15 protein-coding genes are annotated in these 18830 nt (G+C 46.7%); 7 read left to right on the plus strand and 8 right to left on the minus strand.

The window, feature by feature from the left end:
- Positions 1-102: 102 nt before the first annotated feature.
- The 3 genes from ACQEXT_RS03465 to ACQEXT_RS03475 all read left to right on the plus strand — a co-directional run bounded on the left by ACQEXT_RS03465 (position 103) and on the right by ACQEXT_RS03475 (position 3773).
- Complete coding sequence (locus tag ACQEXT_RS03465; protein ID WP_138972294.1) at positions 103-504, plus strand: ATP-binding protein; 402 nt, start codon at positions 103-105, stop codon at positions 502-504.
- Positions 474-911 (plus strand): DUF3859 domain-containing protein, encoded by a 438-nt coding sequence (locus tag ACQEXT_RS03470; protein ID WP_138972295.1) that lies wholly within the window; start codon positions 474-476, stop codon positions 909-911. Before ACQEXT_RS03465 ends, ACQEXT_RS03470 begins: the two co-directional genes overlap by 31 nt.
- A gap of 135 nt (positions 912-1046) precedes the next feature.
- On the plus strand, positions 1047-3773 hold the full coding sequence (locus ACQEXT_RS03475) for a bifunctional diguanylate cyclase/phosphodiesterase (protein WP_426950644.1): 2727 nt from the start codon (positions 1047-1049) through the stop codon (positions 3771-3773).
- A gap of 71 nt (positions 3774-3844) precedes the next feature.
- On the opposite strand, the gene ACQEXT_RS03480 is transcribed toward ACQEXT_RS03475, so the two are convergent.
- From ACQEXT_RS03480 to ACQEXT_RS03515, 8 genes are all read right to left on the minus strand, one after another.
- A complete protein-coding gene (locus ACQEXT_RS03480; RefSeq protein ID WP_426950646.1) occupies positions 3845-4996 on the minus strand; it encodes an ABC transporter permease in 1152 nt (383 codons plus the stop codon).
- Complete coding sequence (locus tag ACQEXT_RS03485) at positions 4993-6156, minus strand: ABC transporter permease (protein WP_426950647.1); 1164 nt, start codon at positions 6154-6156, stop codon at positions 4993-4995. Before ACQEXT_RS03485 ends, ACQEXT_RS03480 begins: the two co-directional genes overlap by 4 nt.
- A gap of 14 nt (positions 6157-6170) precedes the next feature.
- Entirely contained in the window at positions 6171-7148 is a 978-nt protein-coding gene (locus tag ACQEXT_RS03490) for an HlyD family secretion protein (RefSeq protein WP_331417016.1), read from the minus strand.
- A gap of 11 nt (positions 7149-7159) precedes the next feature.
- Positions 7160-8572 (minus strand): TolC family protein, encoded by a 1413-nt coding sequence (locus ACQEXT_RS03495; protein ID WP_426950648.1) that lies wholly within the window; start codon positions 8570-8572, stop codon positions 7160-7162.
- Positions 8573-8690: 118 nt separating this feature from the next.
- Positions 8691-10217 carry a tripartite tricarboxylate transporter permease gene (locus tag ACQEXT_RS03500; protein WP_331417018.1) on the minus strand — a complete coding sequence of 509 codons (1527 nt, stop codon included), beginning with the start codon at positions 10215-10217 and terminating at the stop codon, positions 8691-8693.
- An 18-nt stretch (positions 10218-10235) separates the two neighbouring features.
- Entirely contained in the window at positions 10236-10754 is a 519-nt protein-coding gene (locus ACQEXT_RS03505; RefSeq protein ID WP_426950649.1) for a tripartite tricarboxylate transporter TctB family protein, read from the minus strand.
- A gap of 203 nt (positions 10755-10957) precedes the next feature.
- Positions 10958-11929 (minus strand): tripartite tricarboxylate transporter substrate binding protein, encoded by a 972-nt coding sequence (locus ACQEXT_RS03510; protein WP_138972303.1) that lies wholly within the window; start codon positions 11927-11929, stop codon positions 10958-10960.
- Between the two features lie 308 nt (positions 11930-12237).
- The gene (locus ACQEXT_RS03515) at positions 12238-13035 is read right to left on the minus strand and encodes a hypothetical protein (RefSeq protein WP_426950650.1); all 798 of its coding nucleotides are present in this window, start codon (positions 13033-13035) and stop codon (positions 12238-12240) included.
- Positions 13036-13305: 270 nt separating this feature from the next.
- On the opposite strand from ACQEXT_RS03515, the gene ACQEXT_RS03520 reads away from it, so the two are divergent.
- The 4 genes from ACQEXT_RS03520 (at position 13306) to acnD (ending at position 18830) form a co-directional block, all read left to right on the plus strand.
- Positions 13306-14001, plus strand: coding sequence for a GntR family transcriptional regulator (locus ACQEXT_RS03520; RefSeq protein WP_269376801.1), 696 nt, complete (start codon positions 13306-13308; stop codon positions 13999-14001).
- 11 nt (positions 14002-14012) lie between these two features.
- The gene (gene prpB, locus ACQEXT_RS03525; protein ID WP_269376800.1) at positions 14013-14909 is read left to right on the plus strand and encodes a methylisocitrate lyase; all 897 of its coding nucleotides are present in this window, start codon (positions 14013-14015) and stop codon (positions 14907-14909) included.
- A gap of 111 nt (positions 14910-15020) precedes the next feature.
- Positions 15021-16163, plus strand: coding sequence for a bifunctional 2-methylcitrate synthase/citrate synthase (gene prpC / locus ACQEXT_RS03530; RefSeq protein WP_426950651.1), 1143 nt, complete (start codon positions 15021-15023; stop codon positions 16161-16163).
- A gap of 69 nt (positions 16164-16232) precedes the next feature.
- Positions 16233-18830: a Fe/S-dependent 2-methylisocitrate dehydratase AcnD gene (gene acnD / locus ACQEXT_RS03535; RefSeq protein WP_426950652.1), complete on the plus strand. Its 2598-nt coding sequence runs from the start codon at positions 16233-16235 to the stop codon at positions 18828-18830.

Consider the following 18830-nt stretch of genomic DNA (forward strand, 5'->3'; position numbering starts at 1 on the left):
GTCTATACTTCCAAACTTAACCCAATCACACAGAGATGTCGATAGCTATATCGAGCCAATTTATAATATGATTCATAGCAACGAACACAAACAATGTGAAATATGACCGTTAAACTGACGCTGATTCGCGGGCTGCCAGGCTCAGGGAAAAGCACTTTGGCTCAGACATTCAACGCACAACATCTAGAAGCCGACATGTTCTTTATTGAACCGTCTGGAGAATATGTTTATCAACCAGACAAAATTGCCGATGCTCATCAATGGTGTCAAGCGATGACAGAGCAGTGCCTGAAAGAAAAGCGAGATGTCGTTGTATCCAACACTTTCGTTCAGCGCTGGGAAATAGTGCCGTATTTCAATATGGCTAAACGCTATGATGCTGAGTTTGAAGTGCTTGAATGCACCAATGATTACGGCAACATTCACGGTGTGACGCAAGAAACGATCAATAGTATGAGGAAACGGTGGCAATCATGGCGAAACGCACGCCAATCGTCGAAATGACTTCTTATGGAATCTATCAAGGCTGGGATTCCAAATCTAAAAACCTACCAAAAATAGCACAGTTCACGACCAAGGTTGTTGCCGAAGAGGGGATCGAATTTGGTTTTATTGTAAATATTAAAAGAGCCAAAGGAGAGGTGATCGAGTTTTGCATCGACCACCCAGGAATAGTGGGTAAAAAAGGCCAAATCCTCGAACCTTTTACCGGCGATATGCATGTTGGGAGCAATGATTGGGACTTCTACTTGGGGGATACCATACAGTTGCTTGGTGATATGAACGGATATGAATCAAATCTCGGCAAGTGGCGTATGACCATCTCGATGAGGGACAATGTTGTTGCTGACAAAACGTTTGAACTTTACGCACGTGATGAGGGAGAGTTCTGGAAGCAAAGAGGTTTTTAAGCGACGGAGCCACAGAGTATTGGCATTGAGAAATTGTCTGATTCATTAAAGATGAATAACTTAGATATATATCAAGCTAAACATAGGCTATTTTTACTAGACTAGATGGTTAATAAAGAAGTACAAAAATAGTCAATGAAGCAGATGCGCTTGCTAAACCTTAATCTACAAACGAAAACCGCCCTGTACTTTTTACTAGGTCTATTGGGTGTCACGCTGAGCTGCCTTTATATCACACGTTACTTCTTTGTTGTTAGCCTGAGTAATTTGGAAACAATGGAGTCGAATCGAGCCAGTCAACAGGCTCAGCATGTCATTGCGATGATGAGTGACAAACTGGCAGAACACTCTTATGACTGGGCCTATTGGGATGAGAGCTATGAAGTTCTCCTTAGCGGCGATCTCAAAGGTTACCGTGAACGCAACTTAGCACCAGAAGCTTTGGATGCACTTAGCGTTGATCTTATGTTGCTCACCGATCTGCATGGGCAAGTCGTGGAAGGGATTTCTCTGACTGAAAGTGAGACTCAGCTGTTGGTTGAGTCGGTCGCGACAAATGAGAGAGTCGTCAAACATATCAATTCGATGAATCGAGTGTTGGATAGTGCCAGAGATGCTTTGAGTGGCTTGTTCTCGGTCAATGGTGACGTTTGGACACTTGCAGTTACTCCAGTGAGAAACAGCGATGGTACCTCTGCGTCGTCAGGTTGGTTGATTTGGGGACGCAATCTCTCTGTCAGATTTCCTGGAGACTTTAAGTCAATTCTTGTCGCTGATAATCAAATCGTGAATGTGGATAGCATCACTTCAACGCCAGATGTGGACTCTAGATCCAAAATTGACAAGACCGAGCAAGCCATGACCCAACTGGCGGACTTACACGGAGTATCGGGGCAGGTTATTGCGCAGCTAAAAACGACCATCGAACGTGTTCATTTTCAGAAAGGGAACGTGCTGTTCACCTATTTGTTCGCTGCCGTATCGATTGCGACAATCGTTATTTCATTGATTACTTATCTTACATTTAAGCGCCGCGTCGCGGTGCGTTTCTCTGACTTAGAGAAAGATATTGATGTGCTTTTTTCCGCCTATCAACTTGAAGGTCTTGATCAGCCAAATAAAGATGAGTTGGATAGACTAACGAAGTTGGTTCAGACCCTCGCAAATAACACTTCCGCTACCCAAGAGCAGCTACTGGATGCTGAGCGGAAGTTCGACGCGTTATATCAGAGTCGTACGACGGCAATTCTCTTGGTGAGAGCTAGGGTAATTGTTGATATCAACCCAACAGCATTAGATCTACTGAATTATCAGTACGATGATTTAATAAACCAGCCGCTCGATGTGTTGTGCCCGGATTCTGAGCAGCCTGAATGTCAAATTGACCGTATGTATCACAGATTTAGGCAAGGGCAGACTCAGTTTGAAGCGCAGATGATTACCAGTAGTCATGAAAAGATAGACTGTAAAATTGAAATCAGCATGATCCAGTATCAGGGACAAAGTGCGCTGATGCTGTCGATTGTTGATGTACGTGAACACAAACAACAAGCTAAGTTGATTGAGGATCTGGTTGAACGAGACCATCTATCGGGTCTATGGAACCGAAAATCCATTATAGAACAAGCCCGTAATTTACTCGGTATAGCACCCAATAGATTCTCGTTTATGTACGTATCCGTCCCTAATTTGTCTCATATCTCTGAAGTGTATGGTCACCAGATCTTTGATGCAGCGATGGAATTGATGGCCTCTAAATTTGGTGAGATGCTGACGCCTTACCCAGTAGGGAGAATCACTGAGCATGAATTCTTGGTGCTGATTGCGAATCGACTCGATTGCGAGAAAGCGATTCATAGCGCTGAACAAATGATGATTGGGTTGGCGGACAAACATACCGTAGAAAATGTTGAGTTGGATCTGAAATGTGACATTGCTTTTGTCAGCCCTGAAATTACTCATGAGCCCCTCGACACATTAATTCAGGCTGCGATTTATAGTATTGCAACAGACAAAAGTGTTCGTAGACTCCCTAGTGTGGTCACTGTGAACAGCGAACTATTCGAATCGGCTAAAACAGCAGTCGCAATTAAGCGGGATTTAAGTGGTGCCATTGCGAATGGAGAAATCCTCGCGGTGTATCAGCCAATCGTTGAAGCCAGCAATGGTGAAATCAATGGATTTGAGGCTCTAGCGCGTTGGCAGCATCCTGATTTTGGCTTTGTGTCACCAGGTGTTTTTATTCCTCTTGCCGAACAGAATCAACTCATTATTGCGTTAGGTGAAAGTATCTTAGAGCAAGCTTGCGTGTTTATTCAGCAAGTCAATTTGATGCGGAAGCGAACTGGGCAGGCGATGCTGACGGTCCATGTGAACCTTAGTGCCCCACATTTCTATCACGCAGATTTACCTCAACTGTTGGTCAAGTTAATCGATAGCTATCAGCTGCAAGCCGGTCAGTTGGTGATTGAAGTCACTGAAAGCATGCTGATGAGTGGTGAGCAGGAAGTGATCAGTCGAATGGAGCAAATGAAAGCGCTTGGTGTGCTGTTCGCTCTAGATGATTTTGGCACGGGCTACTCTTCATTCAGTACGTTATGTAGCTTCCCATTAGATATTGTAAAACTCGACAAGTCATACATTGACCAAATTGAGCACAATGACAGAGCGAAGAGTCTGGTGCGAAACATTGTCAACATGGCTCAAGAACTTGGCTTGACTACAGTAGCAGAAGGCGTAGAGACGGCATCTCAGGTGCGTCGCCTCAAGAGCTGGAGCATCGAAGAAATACAGGGCTACTATTTCTACAAGCCGATGCCGAGCGACAAGATTTTTGAGTTACTCGATCGTTCACGTAGTTAGCTAAGTGAATGCATTAAGTCTCAATAAAAACGCCTCCAAACATGGAGGCGTTGTTGTTTTTACGGGCTGTGTTATCGACTTAAAGCAATACGCTGTTGGGCGGTATGCTTCTGATAGCTGTAATGGGCGAGAGCACACCAAGCGAATGCTTGAATCCACAACTGACTATACAGCCCTCTGACCGTTTGCCAGTCACCACCCATTTGGTTGATAGTCAGAAAGCTTTTAATTGCTGCTGTACTTGGAAATAGTTGAGCCAACCACACAATCGGGCTTGGAATCGCCTCAGTCGGCCAGATAAAACCGGCGCTGAAAACCAACGGCATCGAACTGATTAAAACCACTAGGGTCACTAATTCTCGTCGCGGTGTGACTGCACCAAGCCAGATACCAATCGCAGCTGCACCGAGCAAGAAAGGGAGCAGTAGCAAGATAATCTGACTTGCATAAGCGAGTTGATTCACTCCATGCATGGAAAAGCTGGCGCCAAAGTAGTACATACTCAAAAAGTAATAGATACCAATCAGCACTAGATAGCGTACAGAAAGTAATTTGAAAGGAGAAACCTGACTCCAATAACCTGTTCCATCGCGCTGACTACCGACCATCAAACCAGACGCCATTGCCAGGGTTTGCTGAAGAATTAGCACAAATACAGCCGGAACAACGTAGTCGACATAACCCATGGTTGGGTTAAAAGTCGGTTTTAAGTTCAATGTCGTGGCTGAATATTGATTGACGGCTTGTGAGAGTGGGTGTCCTTCAAGAACGAGTTTGGCCACTTTAGTTTGTGCAGATAATGTTCCGCCTGCTTGGGCTAAACCTTCTACAATTGTGCCGTACACTAAGAAATAAGAAGCATCACCAGCGTAAGCAAGGGTTGGGCTTTTACCTAGCATCAAGTCTTTATAAAAATGCTCAGGAATCACCAAAATTCCACTGATCTCACCATTTAGAAACGCGGCGCGTGCATCTGCGATGGTGTGATCGCGCTGTACGACTTTAACCTGTGGTGTCGCGTCAACCATACGTTCAAGCTGATAACTGGTTTTGCTCTGGTCAAGATTGACGATACTAATCTTCTGTTCCCTTGGAGTCTGATGACTGTAGGGCAAAGGGTAGAGAAACGAGTAAAAAACAACGCCACCAAATACGGTCAGGACGACGACAGGATTCGTCAATATCGCTCTAATCTCTGATTTGACAAGTTCGAACAAGCTCATCGTTGCTCCTTACTTTGTGGCAATCCTGAATCGATGGAGAGATGCTTGTTAATCAGTATCATCACCATAAGCAATGGCACTGCGTAACCCAACATCGGCAGTAAATGTTGCAATGATGACATTGGCGGCAAACCATAACTGACCTGACTAACTTGTACCTCGATGTAGTGGCTGATTGGTAGTAGTGCTCTCCACGCCTGAGCAAGGCTGCTCATATCGGTCACAGGGAAGGTGATGCCCATAAAAGCGAAGCTAGGCGCGGTAAATGCTCCGGCAAAACTCATGGCACGAGCCGCATCTAAGGTGAGAAAGAAAAACAGGCTACCCATGATCATACACGCGATAATCGTGACCCATTGAGCAAATACTAGGGTGACAAAGCTACCGTTCATCGGCCACTTAAAGCCGAGATAAAACCAGCATAGAAAGGCAAAACCTTGCAGTGCGAATACCCAACTGTACGGCAGTAGCGTGTTCAATAACGATTTGAATGGCTGAAGTTGCAGCCAAACTTTCAGCCCACGATCCCGAAGATTCGCTGACAGGATTAGGATGGTGCTGACGACAATAACGATTTGCCAAAGCGCAGGCACAACCGCAGAAACCAAAAACTGAGCGTAGTTGGAATTTTTGTTAAACAGTGGCGTAATTTGAGTTCTGATTGGCACAGCACTCGCCATTGCAGAAGCAAGAACATGGTTGCCTTGAGCTAAGTTACCAATGGTACTTAGCTGGGCGTTAAATGTACCTTGAGCCTGTAAAAAAGCGGAGTTAACCAGTTTTCCGATAAGGATCATCTGGCTGTTGTAAAACACACTGACTTGCGGCGCCAACTGTTTGTATGTGTCTTGCTCAAAGTTGTATGGGATAACTGCATAGGCATAGATATCGCCTTGAACTAGCGCTTGTTTTGCATCACTGACACTTTGGTATTCGCGTTGAATCGCCATACTTGAGGTTGCATCGTAGTATCGAATCAGCTGCTGTGACAACGCACCTTTATCCAGATTAACCACCCCAACAGGGAGATTTTGGGCTATTCCTTGCGAGAATATCGCCCAAATCATCACCGCAAGTAGAATAGGGATCCACGTCAGACTGGAGAGCAACCACTTGTCACGACGGATCACTGCTAACTGAGAGGTGTTGTGAATTTGCATATATTTTGCAACCGTTAGTCTAACTCGACGACTAAGCTCATTCCCATACGCAGCCCTTGCTGTGGCGTGGTAGGAATGGCTTCGACTTCAAAGGTGCGGAGATCAAACCCTTGTGAGGCATCAGTGGAGCGCCAGGTTGCGAAATCACCCATAACTGAAATGTGTGAAACCTTGAATTCCACTTGCTTATCAAGTGCTGGTAGGTAAGCGTTGAATGTCGCGCCTTTGTTGAAGTACTTCAGCCAGTCTTCTCTGACATTCAATACCGCCCATGAATCTGCTGTGTCAATCACAGTCACGACAGGAAAACCCTGAGGAGCAAGCTCACCACTTTGCAGCAGAACTTGTGACACTTCACCTTTGAACCAACTCTTGATGGTGGTGTCTTGTGCATAGGCTTCAACTTCGGCTACTGCGCCCGCCGCCATGCGAGCTTTTTCGGCTGCCGCAAGTTTGGTTTCACTACGCGCACCTTCCTGAGCCAGTTTGTACATCTGGTAAGCCGCACTTTCGGTGTATTTTGCCGCATCCCATTGAGTCTTAGCTTCATCGCGCTTTTGTTCGGCGACGACACCATCTTGATAGAGATTGTTAACACGCAAGTAAGTCTTTTCCATTAACGCAGAAGCGGCTTTGGCTTTTTGCCATTGATCTTTAGCGGCTTGAATTTGCTGAATTCTGGCGCCTTTTTCAGCCTCCAACGCCATAGCATCAGCCGCTTTTTCACCCGCTTTCGCTTGTTCGAGCTTCGCTTCGATTTCAGGACTGTGTAGGGTGAAAATCAGGTCACCCTGTTTAACCTGATCGCCCTTACGGACCAAAACGTGATCAATGCGCCCCGGTACTTTGGAAGAGATGCTGTATTGCTGAGATTCAATCTGACCTTGCAAACGCACAGGTTTAGGCTGGTATGCTTGATAGAAACTATAGCCAATCCAAGATGCGACACCGAATGCAACGGCAGTGATCAGAAGTGGTTTTGCATTTTTCATCTTAGACCCTTTTATAAACGAGAAGTGTTGATAGCATTGTGTTGGTATTGGCTAAATGCGTCCATTTTGTTGGACAATGCCAGCAGTTTTGATAGCGAGATGAGGTAGTTAAAGCTCGCGACAGATTGCTGGGTTTGTACACTGGCCAGATAAAGCTGAGCATCAACCACGTCCGTTGATGTAGAAAGACCTTGAGAGAATGCGGTCTGACGAAGCTTAAGATTTTCGTTGGCCAAATCGAGACTTGAGGTTAATCCTTCCACCTCTTGCTGCGCTTGCAGAGCTTCAAGATAAGTTTTCTGGACAAGAACAGACAAGTCCTGCTTTGCTTGTGCTTTAAGGTAACGGACTTGAGAAACCGCACTGTGCGCGGCTTTTACTTGATCACTGCGACCTGAGTTTTCGATCAGCGGAATGTTGACTCCGACTCCCACCAACCAGTCCGGTTTCATTTGACTTGCCAATGAGTCGTCTTCGTGAAGACTATAATCGCCGTAAAGATAAACCTCTGGGTAGTACTTGCCTTGCTCTGCTTTGATCAAGCTTGATGCTTGCTTCTCTTTAGCGTCAAGTAGCGCTAAGCCAGGGTAAGTTGCCAGTGTCTGTTCGACAAATAGAGTTTGATCCGGCAAGTTCTGATTGACGAATAGCGTATCAGCGGGCTCAACGGTGGTGGTTTGGTTAAGGATTTTGGTCAATGCGGCGCGAGCAATTTCTAAACTCATTTGCGCCTTTTTGCGCTCAACCACTGCTTTGTCGAGGGCTGACTCTGCCTGAAGTCTTTCAACGCGAGCTATTTGCCCTTGTTGTTCCATCTTTACTGCATTGTCACGGTGTTGAGTGAGGCCTTGCTCGACAAGTTGGCGGGTTTTCACCACCTCTTGCGCCAGTACGACAGAAAAGTAATATTTACTCAAATCCTCAAAGCGCGCTTGTGTTTCCATCGCGAGTTCACTGCGGGCTTGATCCTTTTTGCCTTCCGCTGCCGATTGCGCGGCATTAATTCGACCACCAGTAAAAATGGGCCAAATAGCGCGAATTGAAGAAGTGAAGATGTCGCGTTCGCTGATGGTTGATGTCACACCACCTAGCTGGGAGATCAGTGGAGTGAGCATAGGACCAAGTACAGGGCCCAAATTTGGCAGTGCCTGACCGGTACTTTCAAAAAGTTGCTCACCAGAGACCGTGACGTCTTTGTCTAAACGAGTGAAATTGGCACCGATCGATACCGAGGGTAGATTGAGATTATCCGTTGCATTTTCGAGATGCTCATAACGTTCAACATTCGACCGTTGAGCCGCCAGTGAATAGTTCTCTTGCTGTAAGACCTGCCATGCTTGCTCAAAGCTTATGGCCGCAGAGTGCGAAACAGGGGAGTAGAGTCCAAGGCAACCAAGGAGCAGCGCAGCGGGACGCAACGACATAGTAATGTACCCTAATTGTTAAAAAATAGAGTTTATACTCTAGTGTGCAATGTGGCAATCGCAACGCACAAAAAAGGGGGCCGAAGCCCCCAAAAACCAACATAGGAATGTTACTCAGTTATTGTTCGACCTTACTTGGGGTCGGTTTTAGCTTTTGCAACAGCTTGACTAACACTGGGCTAAACAGAACAAGAGTTGCTAGTACAGTGAAGACCAGAGTGATAGGACGTTCCCATAGGAAGCTCAGTTCACCATCACTAATCATTAGTGCTCGACGTAAGTTCTCTTCCATTAGACCGCCTAAGATGAAACCAAGTAGCAGCGGTGCTAACGGGAAGTTGGCTAATCGCAAAGCAATAGCCGCCATGGCAATCAACAGCATCACAAACACATCCATAGTGTTAAATGACACTAGGTACACACCCGTTATCGAGAAGAACAGAATCATTGGCAACAATACCGTTCTTGGCACTGCAAGCAGTTTAGAAATGTACGGGATCAATGGTAGGTTGAGAATAACCAGTACAATGTTACCAAAGTACATTGAGATGATAACTGACCAGAATACATCAGGGTGCTCTACAAACAGGCGAGGACCAGGTTGGATACCGTAAGCTATCAACGCACCTAGCATGATCGCAGTCGTACCTGAACCAGGAATACCCAGAGTGAGTAGCGGTACAAATGAACCGCTAGACGCCGCATTGTTTGCAGATTCTGGTGCCACCAAACCACGGATGCTACCCTTACCAAATTGTTCTTTTTTACCTTTTGGTGCAAGGTTTCGTTCCATACCGTAGCTAAGGAAAGCGGCAATTGTCGCGCCGGCACCTGGTAATACGCCTGTAAAGAAACCAAGAATTGATGAACGAATTGAGACGGGAGCGACTTCCTTGAACTCCTCTTTGGTCACTTTCATGCTACCAATGTTACTCATCTTAGCTTGCTCTTCCGCGCTGGTATCATTCTCTGGTTTTAGAATGCCCATCAGTGTCTCGCCCAGTGCAAATGTTGCCATCGCGAGCAATAGGAAGCTGAAACCATCCATTAGATCGGTAAGACCGAATGTGAATCGCTCAACACCGACACCTTTATCGATGCCGACGGTTGATAGCATCAGGCCAAGCACAGTCATCATCCACGCTTTGATTACCTGACCTTTACCTGCAAAGGCTGCAACAGCTGACAGGCCAAGTAGCATCAGTGCGAAGTAGTCCGAAGACTGGAAGCTAAGCGAAACGCTGGCTAGCGCAGGAGCCGCAACAAGCAGCATGATGGCAGATAGCGTACCGCCGGTGAACGACGAGTAAGCAGCGAGTGCAAGCGCTTTACCAGCCTGACCTTTCTGAGCCATAGGGTAGCCGTCAAATGCCGTTACAACAGTTGAAGAACAGCCTGGCGCGTTGATCAGAATGGATGAAGTTGAGCCACCAAATACGGCACCGTAGTAAACACCTGCCATCAGGATCAGACCTGACGAAGGGTCTAAACCGTAAGTGATAGGTATCATGAGCGCGATTGCAGAAATAGGGCCGAGACCCGGCAGCATGCCAATAAAGGTACCGACGAAACAACCAACGATCACCATCATGATGTTCATTGGCATTACGGCAGTAGATAGGCCTTGTAAGATTCCATCTAACATAATGTCATTTCCTATAAATTACGACCACAAGGTGAAAATAACACCAGGCTCTAAGTAGATATCTAGGCCTTGGGTAAGAAGTAGGTAGAACGCAATAACAAATGGGAAAGAGGCACCAAGCAACACTTTCACACGACGTTCACCTAACAAATAGAAGCCAGCCAGCAAGAACAGACTGGTTGCTAACACAAATCCGATGTACGTCAGACCGACGCCATAAAGTGCCATTAACACTAAGAAGCCAATCAGCAGTTTCCATTTGAATTCAAGCACAGCTCCACTTTGAACATCAGGTTGACCCGTAACGAGCAGGATCAAAGAGAGTCCAACGCCAATAAAGGTCAATATGGTGGGTAAAGTACGAGCGGTGAACGGTTCATACTCATCACCAGGGAACATTGGGATTTGGGACGTTTGGTAGCCGTAGCAAAGGCAGACGATTAAAAAAATCATCGCACCGACACGGTCACGGCATAGGAGATTCTCTTTAGAGAAAAAGCTCCCATTTTTGAAAGAATTCGTTGGCAAGTCCGACATATCCAACTCCATAAACGTAACAGGCAGGGGAAATAAAAAGCCGTACAAGAGAGTTAATGAGCATGTTTCACTAACAAATAAGCCATTTGCTGCTAGTCAAGGAGGCTTAACTGTTTATACATAAACAGAGGAGATTGTTGGTTACTCATGTACGGCGAAAGGGGGAGAGGGTGAGTTGTTCACCCTCAAACTAGGTTAAAAATCTACTTCAGAAAGCCTAGCTCACGCATTAGGTCGCCCATTTGCTTCTCTTGATCTTCAAGGAAAGCGTAGAATTCTTTGTCTGCTTTGTAGTTGTCGATCCAGCCGTTGCGGTCACGAACCACTTTCCACTCATCCGTTTTGTACATCTTAGTAAGTGCTGCGTTCCACTCGTCGATCTTCGCTTGGCTAGCACCTGGTGCTGCAAAGAATCCACGCCAGTTAGCAAACACAGTTTCGTTGCCGTATTCCGTTAGTGTTGGGATATCTGGAGCCGCTTCTAGACGTTTAGGAGCGGTGACAGCAAGAATTTTAACCTGACCAGATTTCGACATTTCTAGTACTTCGCCCAGACCAGTAGAAAGAAGCTGAGTTTCACCAGAAAGTAGAGCAGCCATGGCTTTACCGCCTGCATCGTACGCAATGTAACGTACTTTCTTCGCGTCGAAGCCTTCACCTTTGAATGCAGCAGCAACCACTAGGTGGTCCATACTGCCTCGTGCTGAACCGCCTGCAATTTTCACTTTACGTGGGTTCGACTCGAAATCTTTAACTACGTCTTCCCAAGTGTTGTAGCCAGAGTCAACGGCCGTCACGATTGCACCGTAGTCGGCAATTGTTGCTGCAACTGGAGTTAGGTCGCGGAATGATTGAGGGAAAATACCTGTCAACGAACGAACAACGATCGGTGTAGAGTTCACCATCAGAGTATCTTCTTGACGCTGTGCTGTTTCGATTAGGTGTGCAATCGCTTTACCGCCGCCGCCACCAGATAGATTCTGGAATGAGACATTTTCAACGATGTCAGATTTAACAAGAACATCGCCTGTACCACGAGCTGTCATGTCCCAGCCACCACCAGCGCCACCAGGGATTAGAAAGTGGATTTTCTCAACATCTGCTGCAAAAGCGTTGAAAGAAAAAGACGCAGCGATGATGGATGCTGCCAGTGTTGGTTTGAGTACCTTAAACATGATTCACGTTCCTTATGTGTACGCCTGTTCTTCATTGAGAACTGGCTTATCGTTATCAATTATCTGCTACCAAGGAAGGGATACTTGCTAGTAGATGAGCATAAGGTTAATAGTGTGTTAAAACTTTGTCTGTAATGCGTTGATAAAAACAATATTGGGCATTTTGGTGGTTTTGTTCATAAAGTTCACGGCATGACGTCGTCAACCAAAAGTCGGCAAAACTGAGAAATAGGCAAGCCAGAGCCAAATCGATTAAGGTCAGTTGCTGATCCTTTTGTCACAATCGCTTGGCTATTAACCACGATAGTTTATCGGCTATCAACCACTAGTAGTTTGGCTGTGCGATAAGCGAAAGCCATGCTTTCCACTTCGTTTGGTCGCTGGATGAGATGATCGACAGAAGGAAGTACGACAAAGAACACCAGTGGTTCTGGATAGATGTACTTCCACGTATGGTCACTAGAGGACTTTTTGTATGCCTTGAGATTGATGGTCAGTACCAATTGTTCAGGGGCGAGTCTACTGCCTTTAAATTTACCCAGCTCGTGAACGGCTCCCCACAGAGAATCTAATGAACGCTCATGGGTACTCTTGAGAAACATCTCTAACTGTAATGTATCCTGTTCATTCTGTTTTATCGTACTAATGCGTTGGGTGAAACGTAGTCCTTGTTGAAAAGGGAGGTAATCTAGGGAATTGTCGACAATCTGATTTTGCTGTGGGCATAGCTGAACAGAATCGCTGGCTTGTTGGCTTGCATAAAGTTCACAACTGAACTGTTTGATTATCTCTTCTAAAGCTAGATGAAATTGCTCACTTTTTAGATCTTCTACCGTCACCGCTTGGTTTTCTATCGCTTCAGCGAAGACCTGCTCGAAAGACTGATTCACACTGTGTTTGTCTTCAACCAGCACGAACTCGTTATGCACAATCGCCGCTTTGAGCACATTGTTCGATTCGATAACAGTGATGTCATCATCTGAGTACGTTACGTCTCGTATCTGGGGATAGTAGGGCTGACGTTCTGCTGGAGAAAACATCGAGCAACCAGCCAAAGTAACTACTGTTAACCCTAATAGTATGGTTTGAACCTTACCAACGCGCATAAGCCTTTGTCGTTATTTATTGGTGAATGTATCTAGGATACTAATCGCATACTGACTAGGAGTCATTGATATCATTGCAATAATGTTGCCCTAGGTCACATCACCGTTTTTCTTTGCCTTTGTGTGCTTATCTCATTACTGGCATTTAGCCTACTACCTTAGTCTAAATTGTCGACAATCTACTTGATTGTCGACAATATAATGGTCTATTTTAATTCTGTACCAACAAATTGTAGACAGTCTGCTGTCGTTAGCGTGAGTAATTCAGATATGAACCTAGAACTTAAATCTCGTCGTAAAGAAGGCGCGGCCGAAAAAGAGAATACTAAGTCTGAGACGCTGACAGAGTCATTGGTCGAGGCCATCGTCAATGGCGATATTGCACCAGGTAGCAAAATTTCTGAGCCGGAACTGGCAAAGAGTTATCAAGTTAGCCGTGGCCCGTTGCGTGAAGCGATCATGCGCCTTGAGGGATTAGGTTTGATTGAGCGCATTCCTCATGTCGGTGCACGTGTGATTACCTTCTCTCCCGAAAAACTCATCGAGCTCTATTCAGTGCGAGAAGCTCTAGAAGGGATGGCAGCTCGTTTAGCCGCTCGACATATTACTGCTGAAGAGTTGGCGGGCCTTGAAGCCGTTTTGTCGACACATTCAAATCATATTGATGAAGTCGAAGGCGCGTCCTATTTTCACCAGCACGGTGATTTCGACTTTCACTACCGAATCATTTTAGCCAGTCGCAACAGCCAGTTGATCTCGTTGCTATGCGATGAGCTATACCACTTACTGCGCATGTACCGCTATCAGTCACCGCGAGCACAGTCTCGTCCGGTAGAAGCGTTGGATGAGCACAAATACATTTTACAGGCGATCCGTAACCGTGATGAAGAGTTGGCTGAAATGCTAATGCGTCGTCATATTTCTGGAAGCCGCACACTGATTGAACAACAAATCCTAAGGGACTAGAGGAAACAGTCATGAGTTTATCTCAAGGGGCGAAGTTCAGACTTGCCGTCGAGCAAAATAACCCACTTCAAATCGTCGGAACGATTAATCCGTACTGCGCCATGATGGCGAAAAACTTAGGTCATCAGGCGATTTACTTGTCAGGTGGCGGTATCGCCAATGCTTCGTATGGTTTGCCTGATCTGGGTATCACCACTCTAAACGATGTTTTGGTTGATGTAGAGCGTATTACAAACGCATGCGACTTACCGTTACTGGTTGATATCGATACCGGTTTTGGTGGAGCGTTTAACATCGCGCGTACCATCAAAGCGATGGAGAAGGCCGGTGCTGGTGCGGTACATATGGAAGACCAAGTTGCTCAAAAGCGTTGTGGTCACAGACCGAATAAAGCGATCGTTAGCCAGCAGGAGATGGTCGACCGAGTCAAAGCGGCCGTTGACGCTCGCAACGATGAAAGCTTTGTCATCATGGCACGCACCGACGCCTTGGCTGTTGAAGGTATCGACAGTGCGATAGAGCGTGCTATCGCTTGTGTGGAAGCTGGGGCGGATATGATTTTCCCCGAGGCGATGAACAAACTAGAGCAGTACGTTCAGTTTTCTCAAGCTTTAGAGCAGGCGACGGGCAGACATGTTCCAATCCTGGCCAACATTACTGAATTTGGCCAAACGCCTTTGTATGGTTGTGAAGAGCTGGCTAAGTCGCGAGTGGATATGGTGCTTTACCCGTTAAGTGCGTTCCGAGCGATGAACAAGGCGGCGGAAACCGTCTACAAACACTTGTTGGAAGTAGGGAACCAAGAAGCGCTCACGGAATCCATGCAGACGCGCAAAGAGCTCTACGCTCACCTCAAATATCACGATTATGAAGATAAGCTGGATCAGCTATTTTCAGAAGGAAAATAATCACTCGGAAGCCCAGGAAAACGAATTCGGAATTAATCCAATAACGTGAAATCGTCGGCTATCAAATCGCTCCGCTAAAGAGAGCAGTAGCCGATGGAAAAGGAGTTCAAAATGTCTCAAGCATCAAACAAAACAGCAGAGTTAGGCGGCGCAGGCCTACGTGGTCAGAGCGCAGGTAGCACGGCTTTGTGTACTGTCGGAAAAACGGGTACAGGATTGACGTATCGTGGTTACGACATTACCGACCTAGCGAACAATGCGCAGTTCGAAGAAGTTGCACACTTATTGTTACGCGGTCACCTTCCAACTCAAACAGAACTGGATGAATACAAAACACGCCTCATCAGTTTACGTGGCCTGCCAGCAGAGCTAAAGCAGGCACTGGAGTTGATCCCAGCCTCTGCGCATCCGATGGATGTTATGCGCACAGGTTGTTCTGTGCTGGGCAACTTGGAGCAAGAAACCAGCTTTGATGAGCAGGTTGCTGCGACAGAACGTATGCTAGCGCTGTTTCCTGCCATTATTTGTTACTGGTATCGCTTTAGTCACGACGGTGTGCGCATAGACACGGCAGATCAGTCTGAGACTTGTATCGGTGGCTACTTCCTTAAAATGTTGACAGATAAAACACCCACAGACATGCACAAGCAGGTGATGCACTGCTCATTGATTTTATATGCAGAGCATGAGTTCAATGCGTCGACGTTTGCGGCGCGGGTGTGTGCATCAACATTGTCCGATTTGCATTCATGTATCACGGCGGCTATCGGCACATTGCGTGGGCCACTTCACGGTGGTGCGAATGAAGCGGCTATGGAGATGATTGAGGATTGGCAAACGCCTGATGAAGCTGAAGCTAATATCATGCAGATGTTAGCCAATAAGAACAAGATCATGGGCTTTGGTCATGCGATCTACCGTGAGAGTGACCCTCGTAACGCACTGATCAAACGTTGGTCAAAAGAGCTCTCACAGGCTGTGGGCGATACTCATTTGTACGCGGTTTCCGAGCGCGTAGAAGCGGTAATGAAGCGCGAGAAAGGATTATTCTGTAATGCCGATTTCTTCCATGCTTCGGCGTACCACTTTATGGACATCCCAACCAAACTGTTTACGCCAATCTTTGTGATGAGCCGTTTAACTGGCTGGGCAGCGCATGTTTACGAACAGCGTGCAAACAACCGCATCATCCGTCCGAGCGCGGATTATACAGGCCCTGATCATCAAGATTGGGTACCAATCGAAAACAGGTAACCCCACAAAAACTGCTCCCTCGCAGTTTGAGGGAGCGAAGAAAAACGATTTACCTGAATGGAAGCCGCTATGACTGTTAACACCCAATATCGCAAACCGCTTCCGGGAACTCATCTTGATTTTTATGATGCCCGAGAAGCTGTCAATGCCCTTTGTGAAGGGGCATATGAAACATTACCCTATACTTCACGTGTCCTTGCCGAACAGCTAGTTCGTCGCTGTGATCCAGACACGTTAACTCAAAGCCTACAACAGATTATCCAACGCAAGCGTGATCATGATTTTCCTTGGTATCCCGCTCGTGTTGTATGCCATGACATTCTTGGTCAAACGGCATTGGTCGATCTGGCTGGTCTTCGCGATGCCATTGCAAAGCAAGGCGGCGATCCTGCCAAAGTCAATCCAGTGGTTGAAACTCAGTTGATTGTTGACCACTCGTTAGCCGTTGAGCACGCGGGTTTTGAACCTGATGCATTTGAGAAGAACCGAGCAATCGAAGAGCGCCGTAACGAAGATCGCTTCCATTTCATTGAATGGTGTAAAACCGCATTTGAGAACGTCAGCGTGATCCCTGCTGGTAACGGCATCATGCACCAAATCAACCTTGAGAAAATGTCTCCGGTTGTTCAAACAAAAGACGGCATTGCCTATCCCGATACCTGCGTTGGCACCGATAGCCATACTCCACATGTCGATGCTCTTGGTGTTATCGCGATTGGTGTGGGTGGTTTGGAAGCCGAAACGGTCATGCTGGGCCGCCCTTCAATGATGAGATTACCAGATATCGTTGGTGTGAAGTTGATTGGTAAACGTCAGCCGGGCATCACGGCGACGGATATTGTCTTAGCGATTACAGAGTTCTTGCGCACAGAACGGGTTGTTTCATCCTACTTGGAGTTTTTCGGAGAGGGTGCTCGAGACCTTACTATTGGTGATAGAGCAACGATCTCGAACATGACGCCTGAATATGGGGCAACAGCAGGTATGTTCTACATCGACGAGCAGACCATTAACTACCTTAAGTTAACTGGTCGTGATGACGAACAAGTGGCTCTGGTTGAACAATACGCAAAACAGACGGGTTTATGGGCTGATGATTTAGAAAGCGCGCAATATGAACGTGTATTGGAATTCGATTTATCAAAGGTCTGCCGCAATATGGCCGGTCCATCGAACCCACACCGCAGATTGCCAACATCGGAATTAACCCAGCGTGGAATTGCGATGTCACCAGTAGAGCAGCCAGAGATTGAAGATGGTCAGTTACCAGACGGTGCCGTGATCATTGCTGCGATTACGTCGTGTACAAACACCAGTAATCCGCGCAACGTGGTCGCGGCTGGTTTGGTGGCGAAAAAAGCCAACCAGTTGGGGCTTGTTCGTAAACCTTGGGTTAAATCATCGTTCGCGCCGGGTTCTAAAGTTGCCAAACTCTATCTTGAGGACGCTGGTCTGCTTCCTGAGCTGGAGAAGCTCGGATTTGGGATTGTCGCGTATGCCTGTACTACTTGTAATGGGATGAGTGGCGCGCTCAACCCAGATATTCAACAAGAGATCATCGATCGCGATGTCTATACGACGGCAGTGTTGTCAGGTAACCGAAACTTCGATGGCCGTATCCATCCTTATGCTAAGCAGGCCTTCTTAGCGTCGCCTCCTTTGGTTGTTGCTTATGCCTTAGCCGGAACGATGCGTTTCGATATTGAACGTGATTCGCTAGGTAATGATCAAAATGGCAATCCTATCTACCTCAGTGACCTTTGGCCAAGTGATGAAGAAATTGACGCAGTTGTTGGCAAGCATGTAAAACCCGAGCAGTTCAAGCAGGTTTACATCCAGATGTTCAAACTTAATGATGAACAACGTAATAGCAATCCTCTTTATGACTGGCGTGAGAAGAGCACATATATCCGTCGTCCTCCATACTGGGAAGGGGCGTTAGCGGGAGAACGCACGTTATCAGGCATGCGTCCGCTGGCGGTATTGGGCGACAACATCACAACGGATCACTTGTCACCTTCGAACGCAATTTTGGCAAGCAGTGCGGCTGGAGAATATCTCGCCTCCATGGATGTTCCTGAGGAGGACTTTAACTCCTACGCGACGCACCGTGGCGACCACCTTACCGCGCAACGCGCAACTTTTGCCAATCCGAAACTGTTTAATGAAATGGTCAGGGAGAATGGTGAGGTTGTACAAGGCTCGTTAGCGCGAATCGAACCGGATGGCAAAGTGACACGCATGTGGGAAGCGATTGAAACTTACATGAATCGTAAGCAACCACTGATTATTGTTGCTGGTGCGGACTACGGCCAAGGCTCTTCTCGCGACTGGGCTGCTAAAGGGGTTCGCCTTGCGGGTGTCGAAGCAATTGTTGCTGAAGGTTTCGAACGTATTCACCGAACCAACTTAGTGGGTATGGGCGTCTTGCCGCTGCAATTCAAACAGGGGACAGACCGCAAAACTCTTGAGCTTGATGGCAGTGAATTGTACGACGTAATCGGTGAGATCAAGCCGGGAGCAGATCTGGCACTTGTCGTTACTCGCGCAAACGGTGAGAAATTTGATGTGCCTGTGACATGCCGACTAGATACGGCTGACGAGGTTAATGTCTACAATGCTGGCGGCGTATTGCAACGCTTTGCTCAAGACTTCTTAGCTCAGTAG

This window comes from Vibrio sp. TRT 29B02 (assembly GCF_050113655.1).
Taxonomy (GTDB): Bacteria; Pseudomonadota; Gammaproteobacteria; order Enterobacterales; family Vibrionaceae; genus Vibrio.